A 13,255-nucleotide genomic window follows, 5' to 3' on the forward strand; every position below is an offset into this window, starting at 1 on the left:
GAACCTAATGAATTCTGAACAAGAAACTACTTATTTGAGAGGGGAAGAAAACGAACTGAATCTGAAAGATCTTTTCCATATTGTCCTGGCTAACTGGTACTGGTTCCTTTTATCCGTTCTGATTTGTTGCGGAGCGGCCTTCCTGTATCTGAAATGGGCGCCGAAAGTGTATACGCGTACGGCTTCGGTTCTGATAAAAGATAATACGAAGGGAGGCGGCCTGAGTGAATCGGCTGCTTTTGAAGAATTGAACATGTTCAATGTCAAAAGTAATGTGGACAACGAAGTGTTGGTGTTCAAGTCGAAGCGATTGATGAGTATCGTGGCCGAACGCTTGAACCTGGATATCGGTTATACGGTGAAAGAGGGGTTGCGTACGGTCGAACTCTATACCCAGTCACCTATTGCCGTGCAGTTTCCGGAAGCGGAGGCGACACAGGCTTTTTCGTTGAATGTGACTCCTTTGACGGAGACGGAAGTGATGTTGTCGGATTTTTCAACGGACGAGACAAAAATGTTGAAGGTGGTGTTGAACGATACGGTGATTACATCTATCGGAAAGCTGGTGGTTACTCCGACCTTGTATTATTCGGATAAATATTTCGGCAAGCCGGTGGCTGTTGTGAAAAAGAACAGGGTGGATGTTGCTTTGGGTTACAGTAATACCCTTCAGGTGGCATTAGCCAGTAAAACGGCAGCGATCATTAACCTGACCTTGCAGGATGTTTCTATTCCACGGGCAGAGGATGTATTGAATATGTTGATCGCTGTCTATAATGAAGATGCGATAAACGATAAGAACCAGGTGACGGTGAATACTTCCGATTTTATCAATGACCGTCTGATCATTATTGAAAAAGAATTGGGAAGCGTTGATGCCGATATCGAGACCTATAAACGGGAAAACCAGTTGACCGACATCAGTTCCGAAACAGGGATGTATCTGCAGGAGAGCAGCCAATACAGCCAGGAAGGGCTCGGTTTGGAGAACCAGCTGACTTTGGCTAAATATATCCGCGATTACCTGATAGACCCGCATAAAAGCTCGGATCTGATACCAGCTAATACCGGTATTGCAGATGTGAATATCGAAGGCCAGATTAGCGAATATAACAACCTGCTACTGAAGCGTGACAAACTGATCAGTAACAGTAGTAATAAGAATCCGGTAGTAATGGATTTGAACAATTCGTTGGGAGCAATGAAGCAGACTATTATCCGGGCCATCGATAACCTGATTGTCGGACTGAATATCAAAATAAAGAATATCAAGGAACGGGAGGCACAGACCAGCCGTCGTATTTCGGCTGTACCGACGCAACAGAAATATGTGTTGTCGGTTGAGCGCCAGCAGAAAATCAAGGAAGAATTGTACCTCTACTTATTGAATAAAAGGGAAGAAAATGCTTTGTCGCAGGCAATTACCGAAAGTAATGCCCGTGTCATCGACGCGGCCCAGGGGAGCAGAAACCCGATAGCGCCGAAGTCGATGATGATTTTACTGGCGGCTGTGGTGCTTGGATTGTCTATCCCGTCGGGGATTATTTGGTTGCAAGTGGTTATGAACACGACTGTGCGTACGCGCAAGGATGTAGAAGATGCCGTATCGATCCCGTTCCTGGGAGAGATACCTTTACGTGACAGGAAGAATAAGGATGAGATAGTGGTGCGTGAAAACGGACGCGACAGTATTTCGGAAGCATTCCGTATTGTACGTACGAATATGGATTTCATGCGTGTGAAAGCGAAAGACATGAAAGTGGTGATGTTCACTTCTTTCAATCCGAATGCCGGTAAGACATTTGTGTCGATGAACCTGGCCATGAGCTTTGCCTTGACCAGTAAGAAGGTGATACTGGTCGACCTCGATATTCGTAAGGGTACCCTTAGCAGCCATGTTAGTAGCGCTACTAACATGGGGATAACTAATTATTTATCCGGGAAAGTGGATAATATCGATTCTATCATTGGAAAAGGAGAACTAGCGGAAAACCTGGATATCATTCATACCGGGCCTGTACCTCCTAATCCGTCCGAACTATTGTTGAGTACTCGTTTGGATACTTTGATTGAAGAGTTGAAGAAACGGTATGATTATATTATTCTGGATAACGTGCCAGCCGGTTTGGTCGCAGATGCGGCAATTATTAATCGTGTAGCTGACCTGACCATTTATATCCTGCGTGCCGGATTGATGGATCGCCGGCAACTTCCTGAGTTGGAAAAGCTGTATAAACAGGATAAATTCAAGAATATGAGTCTGATCTTGAACGGTGTACGCTATAATCATTCAAGTTATGGTTATGGCTACGGATATGGGTACGGCTATGGCTATGGATACGGGAATGAAAAGAAGAAATAAATATTGAATTTGTTATGTTAACTTGGATTGTACCAAAGAGAAACATTCTTTATACCACATTGCTCGAGGGGATGACGGATGTGCATGCGCATCTGCTTCCCAATGTGGACGGGGGATCGGAGTCTTTAATGGATTCGATAACAGCATTGGAGAGAATGAGGGAGGTCGGTGTGAAACGGATCTTCCTTACTCCCCATATTGCGGAGGAATGTACGAATAATTCATTAGAGCTTTTACAGGCAAAATATTCCATTTTGAAAGAGTGTTGTCCTGTGGATATTGAATTATATCTGGCTGCTGAATATATGCTGGATAATTGTTTTGATGCCCGTAAGAGGGGTAAAGTATTGACTTTTCCCGGTAAGCAGATATTGGTGGAAACTTCCCGTTTGTCGGCACCTGAGAAATTCCTGACATTTTTATTCGATCTTATGCTGGAGGGATATAAACCTGTTATCGCTCACCCGGAATTATATCAGTATATGACGCAGGAAGACTACTATTTTCTGAAAGACAAGGGATATAAATTTCAGTTGAATTTGTTCTCGTTGGCCGGCCTGTATGGGAAACAAGCCCGGTCGGTTGCCCGGATGTTGTTGGATAAAGGATATTACGATTATGTAGGTTCGGATTTTCATCGGTTAGTCGATTATGAAAAAGGCCTGGAAAAGCTCTATTTGTCAGGAAGTCAAATGCAACAAATTAACAAACTATTTGATAATAACGATTTGCTTTGGAACAGTGGATCGTTGGCGGAATAAAAATTTTAAAACTGTAAAGATATGATGAACAAAAGAGAGTTGATATACTCTATTGCTGAAAAGACAGGGTATACGCAAAGTGCTGTACGGAATGTTTTGAATACCTTCATTGACACGGTATTTGAAGAAGTTAGATCTGAAAACAAGGTGAGGATAGGTGGCCTTGGAGTTTTTTCTCCTATACTTCAGAAACCGCGTCCTGTCAGGAATCCACAAACAATGGAACCTCTGATGCTTGCACCCAGAAGCACCATGAAATTTCGTGCAGCGGATGACCTGGTCAGAAAATTGAATAAAGAGGAAGAATAGCTACTTTAAGCTTTCATCCGGTTGAATATTTAACTCTGTATTTTCCAATATTATTTCAATTAAAGTCGGAAAATACAGAGTTTTTTTATGCTGAATTCATAAAGATTCGATATGATGACTAAAATAAACGAACGTTTTTTCTAGTCATTTATTTGGTGCAAATATATTTTATATTAAATGAAAAACAAAGCGTTTTTTATCTTTTTATTTCATTGAATTACAGGAGAATATATGTGATTTTTCGAAAAGTTGCAATAATCATATTATATTGAATTATCGTCTCGGAATAATGACTAGAAAAAACGTTCGTTTATTTTAGTCATTATTTTTTTGTTAAAATGTGAGTGATATTATCTGATATAGTATTAATATTTTTTTGTGATATCTAATATGCGATATAAAAGTAATTATATGGTTGTTTTTGGTGTTATTATGATAATCTGTCGTAAGATGTTTATTAGGCTTTATAGTCCTAAGAGCATGATTTTTATAACAATGATTATCAGTTGTTTATCTGAATTGAATTCTCAGAATATAGCAGTGAAAACAAACATGCTTTATGATTTGACGTCGTCTTTGAATATTGGAGGTGAAATAAAATGCAAAGAAGCCTACTCATTCAGTTCTATTATCAGTTACAACCCGTGGACTTTTGCTGATAACAAGAAGATGAAACATCTGCTTATACAACCGGAATTCAGAAGATGGTTCGGGGAAGTTTTTCAGGGAAGTTTTGTAGGTATACAGGCTCATTATGCGCGTTTTAATTGGGGAGGAATACTATCCGATTATCGTTTTCAGGGAAATCTGGTTGGTGCCGGAGTTTCTTACGGATACCAATGGATGATAAGCCCGTTATGGAATCTGGAAGCTAGCATTGCTTTGGGGTATGCTTATCTGAGTTATGATAAATACAGGCAGGAAAAAGGAACGCCCCGCATAGAAAAGGCGCATACCAATTATGTGGGACCGACACAAATAGGCATATCTCTAATTTACTTTATACAATAAAAAAACGATAAATATGAAAATTAATCCGCTCGTGTTGTTGGGCTTATTTTTTATTAGCAACTCCTTATATGCAAAGGATATTGATGTGGAGATAAAATCGCAATCATGTTTTGTGAAAGGTGATTCGTTGGTGGTATCGGTAAAATGTATTGTCAATACCCATGATTTCACATCAGACGAATCGCTTACCATTATTCCGATGGTAAAAGAGAACAGGCAGGAAAAAGAACTTGCTCCGGTCTTGCTGAACGGTAAAAAAAGACATCGCATATATGAACGGAACCGTGTATTGAATAAACGAAAAGGTATTGAAGGGGAGAAATATTTTCTTGTCAGGGAGCTGTCGGGAGAATATCCTTGTGAAGTGGTCTATCATACGTCTGTGGCTTCCGAAAATTGGATGCGTATGCCGGAACTGTATTTGAAGGTAAACAAGCTGGCTTCTTCCGGGGAAATTGTTCAGGAAACGGTCGGTCTGAAGGAACCGGGAAGGTCATCGGAGGTAAAGAGAGTTACTGCAACCAATGATGTTACACCTTCGCCGAAGGCTTCGGATGTATCCGGTTTAAAGGCTTCATACATTTCTCCTGAAAGCGATGCGACCGATGTCCGGAATCAGAAAGAATTGAATTTTAACCTGGAAGAAGCCAGGGTCGTGGCGGAAATAAATCCCCAGATGCTTTCTTTACGCGAATTGTATATGGTGGCGTTGAGTTATAAAAATGAACCGGGGAAATTTTATCAGATAATAGAAACGAGTGTAAAGATTTACCCGGCTCATCCGGTAGCCAATCTGAATGCGGCAGCGGCAGCTATCGAGCAGGGCAACTGGCAGGCAGCCGGGGAGTATCTGCGGATGGCACCCCATGAAACCCTGGCTTATAAAAATTGCAAAGGGGTGTACGAATTGATGACCGGGAATCTGTATGAAGGCATTCGCCTGCTGAAAGCGGCAAAAGCGGAAGGGTCGGAAGAGGCCGGTATGAATTTGGCTGCATTTTTTGAGAATAATAAACGTCATTAAATGTATAATTATTAACTAAAAGCATTTATCACATGAAAAACAACTTTTTTGCAAAATCAGCATGGCTGTTATGCCTGGTACTGGGTTTGTCCGGCTGCATTAACGATGCGGATGTATTTCCGGAAGATAATTCCGGCTTTGTAGACGGGGGAGAAGGAAATGTCCGGTTTGCTTTTGTCGTTCCTAACAGTTCTTCGAGCAAAGCCGGCAGTGCGGAAACTTCGGGTATTTATGAGACCGGTACTGCCAATGAGTATAATGTAAAGTCGCTTGCCGTTTATCTGTTTAATTCGGATACGAAGGCTTTATATAAAAAGATCTCGCTGGAGAATATAACGCGTACGGCAGGGCCGCAGATTCCGGAAAATGCTCCTTCCGGAAACCAGAGTGAACATATTGTAAAGTACACGGCCAACAGGGTCTTGATAGATCCGGGGACGTATGATATTTTTACGGTTGCCAATGGGGATGTGACAGGTTCTTTCAATACAGAGAACGAGTTTATCAACCTGGTGGACAAATCTACTTATAAAGACGGCTTCGGGGTTTTAACCGAGGATGGAACTTTATTGATGACAGGGCGTGCCGACAATAGCGGTTTGTATGAGGGTAGTACGGATTTGAATTTGAAAGTGACTGTCCGTGAAGTTTTGCCGTCGGAAGATCCTACTATTATAACTATAAATCTGGAACGGGCTATGGCTAAGGTATTGGTCGGACAGTCGAAAGAGAAATACGATCTGACGACCGGCGATGGCGATAAATATGTTTCCATCAGCCTGTCCGGGTTCCAGTATATCAACTTAAGCCGTTGGTTTTACACTTTCCGTCATACGGCAGTTCTGAGTACAAACCGGGAACCTTCTTCCTATACTATAACAAATGGGAATTTTGGAGAAATAAATCCCACTAACGGTTATGTGATCGATCCTTATTTTTTCTCAAAGACGATAGACAGGGCTGAAGGTTTTGATAATCCGGATGGGTATTATGCTTATCCTTTAAAGACGATTGCCGAAAACTGGCAGTCTGTACCGGTTAACTCGTTTCATGGCTTTTATTGTCTTGAAAACTGTATGTTTAAAACGGCTCAGTTGAACGCTTATTCGACCGGAGTCCGGTTTAAAGCCAGCTTTACACCTACAACTCTTTGGGGAGAGAATAAGGAAATAACCGATGCGAGACCTGATGTTATTTATTATGCGAACTATAAATTTTATACTGGTATCCAGGCAATGAAAGATGCGGGTCTCAAATTAGATGGCATTACAGAAGGATCGACTGATGAAGAGTTAGCGAAGGTTTTTGTAAAACGTTACCGGAAAGATCCGGAAGTGTCGAGCTATTATTGCTATTATAATTACTGGATCAGACATCTGGATAATAATAAGGAGAATGAGATGGGAGTAATGGAGTTTGCCATTGTACGCAATAATATTTATCGTTTACTGGTGACTAATATTTCAGGACTTGGCTCAGGCACTCCGGAGGTAGACCCCGAAAAGCCGGATGAATATGAAGCTTATCTAAAAATGGATTTTAATGTGTTACCCTGGATTGTCCGGAACCAGGGAGGAGATGGCGGCGCAACCCTTAAATAAGTATATATTGTTTTCAGGAGACATCTATTGTTTCCGTACAAACAAACCTGTAGCCCCGGTTTATTCCGGGGCTATTTTTATTAATGTATATCAGAACCACCTGATCTTCCTGAAAATAAAGAACGCTAAAGCCGATAAGGTAATGGAGATAAGTACTATAAAGATAAACCCGTGCGGCATCTCTTCAATATTATTAATCACATTCATACCATAAAAGCTGGCGATTAGCGTAGGTACCATCAGGATGATCGAAATGGATGTCATGCGTTTCATGATCGTATTCACATTGTTCGATATGATCGAGGCGAAAGCATCCATCGTACCGGTAAGGATATCGCTGTAAATATTTACCGTGAGGTGCGCCTGCTTCAGCTCCGTCTCCACATCTTCCAATAGTTCCGCATCCATATACATCGGCTCCTGGAAGATACTTTGCAGTTTGGAAAGCATCACTTCGTTTCCACGGATCGACGTATTGAAGTAAACCATACTTTTCTCCAGCTTCATCAACCGTAGCAAGTCCTCGTTACGGATACTTTTCTCCAGGGCTTTTTCAGCACGTGCCACTTCGTTGTTGATCTGTTTCAGGTACTTCAGGAACCAGACAGCCGACGAATGGATCAATCGCAGGATCAGATCGTATTTATGACGTACAACAAGCTCTTTCCGTCGGCTGTAACGGATAAAATCGGGCAAAAGCTCTGTCTTGTGGTAACATACGGATATGATGACCTCATTGTTGGTAATGATACCGATCGGAACGGTAGTGAAGGGAATACCACTTTCCGTGCTCTGTACCGGGATACGGAGAATGGTCAGCAGCCAGTTACCTTCATATTCGATACGCGGCCGTTCGTCGGTATCGGCAATGTCGCTCAGGAATGATTCAGGTACGTGAAATTGATTTAAAAGATACTGGATATCTTCCGGGGTAGGGCATTCTACATTTACCCAGCAGTTAGGAAGCCAATTGGTTTTTTCCACAAAACCGGCTTCACAATAAAGAAATGATCTCATTATTGCCTCCTTTCGTTTACTTACACGGGCAGAGGAAATATGAAATCCCTGCCTCGCTAATTTTTACTTGTTCTTGTTTCTCGCGGAATACTGTCGTCCATAATTTGTTAATTACTTTTTACGGGTGCAAAGGTAGAAAAAAGGGGCGAATACCAAATAAAAATTGTAATTTTGATCCCCGATAAACATACAGAAATGGCAGAAGGAACTAGAAATAATAGTGGAAGAGGAAAGAAAAAGCCTGATATGGTGCCCGATATGGGGCGCTTGCAGCCACAGGCACGTGAGTTGGAAGAGGCCGTTTTAGGTGCCTTGATGCTTGAAAAAGATTCTTATTCTGTTGTCAGTGAGTTGTTGAAACCGGAATGTTTTTACGAGAAATCGCATGAGATGATCTATGCGGCAATAGTAGACCTGGCTGTCAGCCAGCGACCGGTGGACATGCTTACCGTAACGGAGCAGCTAAGGAAACGTGGCGAACTCGATCTGGTGGGCGGCCCGTTCTATATCTCGCAGCTGACCAGTAAAGTGGCCAGTAGTGCGCATATCGAATACCATGCCCGTATCATAGCGCAGAAATACCTGGCGAGAGAGTTGATCTCCTTTACCGCCATGATCCAGGGAAAGGCGTTCGACGAGACGATCGACGTGGAAGACCTGATGCAGGAAGCCGAAGGAAAATTGTTTGAGATCTCCCAGCGTAATGTAAAGAAAGACGTAACCCAGATCAACCCGGTCATCAAGGATGCGATGGAGTTGTTGCAGAAGGCGGCAAACCAGAAGGAAGGTTTGAGCGGTACACGTACCGGATTCGATGCGTTGGATAAGATCACTTCCGGTTGGCAGAACTCCGACCTGATTATTATCGCTGCCCGTCCTGCGATGGGTAAAACGGCATTCGTGCTTTCTATGGCGAAGAATATGGCGGTTAATCATAACGTCCCTGTAGCCCTGTTCTCTCTTGAAATGAGTAACGTTCAGTTGGTAAACCGTCTGATCGTGAACGTATGTGAGATTCCGGGTGAGAAGATCAAGAGCGGACGCCTGGAAAGTTACGAGTGGGAACAGCTCGACTTCAAGATCAAGGAACTGTATGACGCCCCGATCTTTGTGGACGATACGCCCAGTCTCTCGGTTTTTGAGTTGCGTACCAAAGCACGTCGTCTGGTACGTGAGCATGGGGTAAGATGTATCATCATCGACTACCTTCAGTTGATGAATGCGAGCGGTATGACTTTCGGCAGCCGTGAACAGGAGGTAAGTACCATTTCCCGTTCGTTGAAAGGGTTAGCGAAGGAGTTGAATATCCCGATCATCGCCCTGTCGCAGTTGAACCGTGGTGTGGAAAGCCGTCAGGGAGCCGAAGGAAAGCGTCCGCAGTTGGCCGACCTTCGTGAATCAGGAGCGATCGAGCAGGATGCGGATATGGTTTGCTTTATCCACCGTCCTGAATATTATAAGATTACGGAAGATGAACGTGGTAACTCGCTGGTCGGACTGGCGGAGATCATCATCGCCAAGCATCGTAACGGTGCGACAGGGGATGTGCGTCTGCGATTCAAGGGCGATTATGCGAAGTTCATGAATATAGATGAAGATGTGGCAGTGCGCGAGTTCTCATCGAATATGAACAGCGAAGATCCGTTGCCCCCGATACCGCCGGCCGGAGCAGACTTCCTGAACCAGGGTAGTAGTAGCGAGGTTCCGTTTTAATTAATCGAATATTAGGTCATGTGCGGCCTGTTCCCGAATCTGTGAGGGGGACAGGCCGCATTGTTGTTTGGTGAACTTAGTCAGATGGGCCTGCGAAGAGAAATTCCAATCGAGTGAGATCGCCAGGAAAGATTTGTTCGTGCTTCGGATATCTTCCAGTACCCCCTCTGTTTTACGTTGTAGCATCCATTGATAAGCAGGTTCATTAAAATGTTTTTTGAATTTACGGTTGAATGCCGAGAGGCTGATGTGAGCCAGACGTGCAAATTCTTCCACATTTGCCACCGACCGATAGTTGGATAGAATGAAGTGGTTGAAATCCGTATCCCGGCTAAGGATCGGATGGAAAAAGGCGGCCAGTTGTTCTTTTGTGTAATAAGCCCTGAATAATATAAAAAGTTCTTGCAATTTTAGCTCCTGCAGATGTTTACAGCCGATTCCGTCTTCTATATAACTATTGAGTAAATTTAAAAAAATCTGGATTTCTTCTTGGAATTTCAATGTGTTGTGACTGTAAGCTATTCTCTTTTTGTATTTAGACAAAGATTCAAAATGAATACGGTTGCATAATCTGATATCATCGCTGAACCGGCAGGTGAGTATGTGGCTTGCTTTTCTTGCTTCGATGGAATAATGGCTACCTACGGGTATCAATGCAATATTATCTTTTTGTAGTATCTGCTTGTGGACAGCGTCATTACTGAACATAATTTCTCCTTCCAGAATAAAAAGGAGGATAGATCTGGAATTGTCAAGTTCCATACATTTTTCTTCGGGATGAAGATGGAAAACCTGGAAGGTACGTTGTGCTGGTAACCGGAAATTGTTGCAGGAAACATGTTCATGTTTATAAAGTATCCCCATAATGTGTCTTAGTTTTATGTAATTATCAGAATTCGACAAAAGTATGTATCGATTTTTGTTTGTTTGGTGCTATAATTGTCTTTTTTAATGACTGACTGACGTATTATGCGGAGACAAAACGGGCTTTATCGTTGTTTTGTCTCCTTATTCGTATGTATTGTTGTTGTTGTGTTGAAATAGGATACTCATATTTCTTGTTTGTTATGATTTACGGTTATTCATTGTTTCCTAATACAACTTCTTCGATCATCCAAGCCCATAGATTAGCCATGATTCGCGAATAGTCGTTAGTCAGATCACCGGCATTGTTGTCGATCCGTGAATTTCTTTTTACGGCATTTCCCGAGCCTATTTCAAAAATCTGTGAATCGCCCACATAAACGATTCGCTTCTTTTTGTCTATTCCCAGTATCATCCGTCCATCTCCTTCCGGATAGGGACTGTAGGATGGGAGTGAGCCGGAGCCGTCGTCTTTGACCACATTCTTGAAACGGATGAGTGGGATGATGTTAGAGGAATGGACATCCAAACGTCCCCAGATGCCATCGCTTATCCAGTAGCCACAGTCTATGATCCCTGTAGCCAGTGATTCTGTAAAAGGACCTGTCCGGAAGAAATAGTCATTGTTAGCAGTAGGATCGAATGAGGCAATCAGTGCTGAACGTAAAGGGCCTGTATCACCGATTGATTCGTTGTTTGCTCCGTTGTACCAATAAGGGGTTACATCTTCCCGCAGTAATTTCAGTAACTGGTAATTAGTTGTATAGGCTGTTTCAGGCCGTCCGCTACCGCTACTGTCGTTAATGCCGGGGGCTTTCCAGTCGGTACCTATGACAAGTACTCTGTTTTTTCTTGCCCCGAGCCAGTCCAGGATGCGGCGTGCGGAAGCGGAATCAGGCCGGCTGTCGTAGCCCAGTACTAAAATATCTTGTTGTACCAACTTGCTATAAGGCAAATTAGTCTCATTGATAGTGATAGGGATCTGGGAATATTCTATTCCTCCGAGCTGGATCGTTTTTCCGACACCAAAATGGTTGTCGAGTATCGCTTTCATAGGTCTCGATGAAGCATAATCGATACCTCCGATACCGTTGGTACTCAATATATGGATGATTTCGTCTCTGCTGCTGTTTGCCGATTGGGTGATTGTTATCATTATCTTCCAACGGTTTACATGTATCATAATATATTCGGAATAGTCGGAGTAACTATTGTTCGGCTGCTTGGCACGACATTGAATCACTCTCCGGATATTGTTATCGCTATCTGTTTCCTGGGTCAGGGAGACTTCAAAACGGGCGCTCGACAAAGAGGAAGACAATTCGTTATTGTCAATGGGGTTACCGTCTGTATCTACCCATTGCATGAGCTCGCCTGTCAGGTCTGTATCGATATAAATGACACCTTTGGAGTTCATCCGGTATTGTAATTTAAGATGACGGGTTGAAACGCCATAGTGATGTTCCCCGTCGAAATACATGTCGGTCGTATGTTCATCCCATGATTCGACGGTGGCAATGATACCGGAAGATGCGTTTACAGCCGCTTCTTCGGGTGTGTCCCAGCCGGCAGTTGAAACTTTCTGTATAAGAAACATATATCGGTGATTCCGCAGGATTTGTCCGAACGGATGGCCGGAAGGTTTAAAGTCGATCCGGTAATAAACGGTTCGGGCCGGATAGATGCCGTCATCATAAATACCACCGGCAATAAGACAGGTCGCATCGCTTATTTGTTTATCTGTTGCCGGGGCCGGGGCTTCCGGAAGATATATCTGTTCGATTGAAGTTGCTCCTGATGTTGTCTCCTGCTGTGGCACGGGAAAATCTACGGGATAGAAGGTCGCCTGTTCGGGTAGGGAAGGTATATCGACTTTCGGTCCTCCGTTGCTGTTGACGATAGTACTTCCCGGAATAAGTTGTATTTTGTTATAAGGACGGAACACCTGTACGTTTTGTAAACGGAAATGTCCTGTGGCATCATTATTATATATATCGGCTCTGGCAACGGAGCGCAACATTCTAATTTGTATGTCATCATTTACTTTACCGGCTTCCAGCTTTGGGAGCGAGTATTCTCCATACATGGGCAGACTACCGGTGATCGGTTGTGGGTAGCCGTCGCTATTCCCCAACTGATATACCAGTTTTTCTTTTATTTGGGTTTCTGTATCACCGGCTTCCGGATATTTCTCTGCTATGGTTTGACTGGCATTGGTAATTAGTATCAGCTTGATTGGGTTGTCCGACGATTTGAGCATAGCGGTGAATGTGGTCGTATGGTTGTTGGGATAGCTTATATTCGCTCCCTCCGCGCTGTAAAGGAACTGGTATTCGGATTCGGCGGCCGGCTTTGAAAGAACCAGTATGTGTACTTCCTCTATATGTTCCTCCAGGTTCATATTACGTGTATCCGGTTTTTGGGTGTCAGGCGTGTTAATTGTCAGCCGGACAGGCATCCGGTTTTCTACCTGCTTGCCGTTCTCATCACCGATAAACGATTCGTCGGAACAGGATAAGGTTGATAGACTGTATACCAGCAGAAGTAGTAGCCAGCCAGTTATCCGGTTTAATATTTGATATCTTTTATTCAT

Annotated in this window: 10 protein-coding genes; 7 read left to right on the top strand and 3 right to left on the bottom strand. The window is 43.2% G+C overall.

Annotation, left to right across the window (positions count from 1 at the left end; genetic code table 11):
- Positions 1-7 precede the first annotated feature (7 nt).
- The 6 genes from HMPREF1212_RS08755 (at position 8) to HMPREF1212_RS08780 (ending at position 7,068) form a co-directional block, all read left to right on the top strand.
- On the top strand, positions 8-2,362 hold the full coding sequence (locus tag HMPREF1212_RS08755; protein ID WP_046149101.1) for a GumC family protein: 2,355 nt from the start codon (positions 8-10) through the stop codon (positions 2,360-2,362).
- Between the two features lie 14 nt (positions 2,363-2,376).
- Complete coding sequence (locus HMPREF1212_RS08760; protein ID WP_046149102.1) at positions 2,377-3,123, top strand: tyrosine-protein phosphatase; 747 nt, start codon at positions 2,377-2,379, stop codon at positions 3,121-3,123.
- A 21-nt stretch (positions 3,124-3,144) separates the two neighbouring features.
- Complete coding sequence (locus tag HMPREF1212_RS08765; RefSeq protein WP_052349846.1) at positions 3,145-3,432, top strand: HU family DNA-binding protein; 288 nt, start codon at positions 3,145-3,147, stop codon at positions 3,430-3,432.
- Between the two features lie 480 nt (positions 3,433-3,912).
- On the top strand, positions 3,913-4,443 hold the full coding sequence (locus HMPREF1212_RS08770) for a DUF3575 domain-containing protein (RefSeq protein WP_225608043.1): 531 nt from the start codon (positions 3,913-3,915) through the stop codon (positions 4,441-4,443).
- A 13-nt stretch (positions 4,444-4,456) separates the two neighbouring features.
- Positions 4,457-5,467, top strand: a complete 1,011-nt coding sequence (locus tag HMPREF1212_RS08775; RefSeq protein ID WP_028728157.1) for a DUF3868 domain-containing protein — start codon at positions 4,457-4,459, stop codon at positions 5,465-5,467.
- Positions 5,468-5,499: 32 nt separating this feature from the next.
- Positions 5,500-7,068, top strand: coding sequence for an Mfa1 family fimbria major subunit (locus HMPREF1212_RS08780; protein WP_046149103.1), 1,569 nt, complete (start codon positions 5,500-5,502; stop codon positions 7,066-7,068).
- 90 nt (positions 7,069-7,158) lie between these two features.
- Here the strand turns inward: HMPREF1212_RS08780 and HMPREF1212_RS08785 are convergent, their stop codons facing one another.
- Positions 7,159-8,085: a magnesium transporter CorA family protein gene (locus HMPREF1212_RS08785; RefSeq protein WP_028728155.1), complete on the bottom strand. Its 927-nt coding sequence runs from the start codon at positions 8,083-8,085 to the stop codon at positions 7,159-7,161.
- Between the two features lie 195 nt (positions 8,086-8,280).
- On the opposite strand from HMPREF1212_RS08785, the gene dnaB reads away from it, so the two are divergent.
- On the top strand, positions 8,281-9,798 hold the full coding sequence (gene dnaB, locus HMPREF1212_RS08790; RefSeq protein WP_028728154.1) for a replicative DNA helicase: 1,518 nt from the start codon (positions 8,281-8,283) through the stop codon (positions 9,796-9,798).
- On the opposite strand, the gene HMPREF1212_RS08795 is transcribed toward dnaB, so the two are convergent.
- Positions 9,799-10,662: a helix-turn-helix transcriptional regulator gene (locus HMPREF1212_RS08795; protein ID WP_046149104.1), complete on the bottom strand. Its 864-nt coding sequence runs from the start codon at positions 10,660-10,662 to the stop codon at positions 9,799-9,801.
- A 214-nt stretch (positions 10,663-10,876) separates the two neighbouring features.
- The gene (locus HMPREF1212_RS08800; RefSeq protein ID WP_046149105.1) at positions 10,877-13,255 is read right to left on the bottom strand and encodes a hypothetical protein; all 2,379 of its coding nucleotides are present in this window, start codon (positions 13,253-13,255) and stop codon (positions 10,877-10,879) included.

The sequence above is a fragment of the Parabacteroides sp. HGS0025 genome, from assembly GCF_000969845.1.
Classification (GTDB): Bacteria; Bacteroidota; Bacteroidia; order Bacteroidales; family Tannerellaceae; genus Parabacteroides; species Parabacteroides gordonii.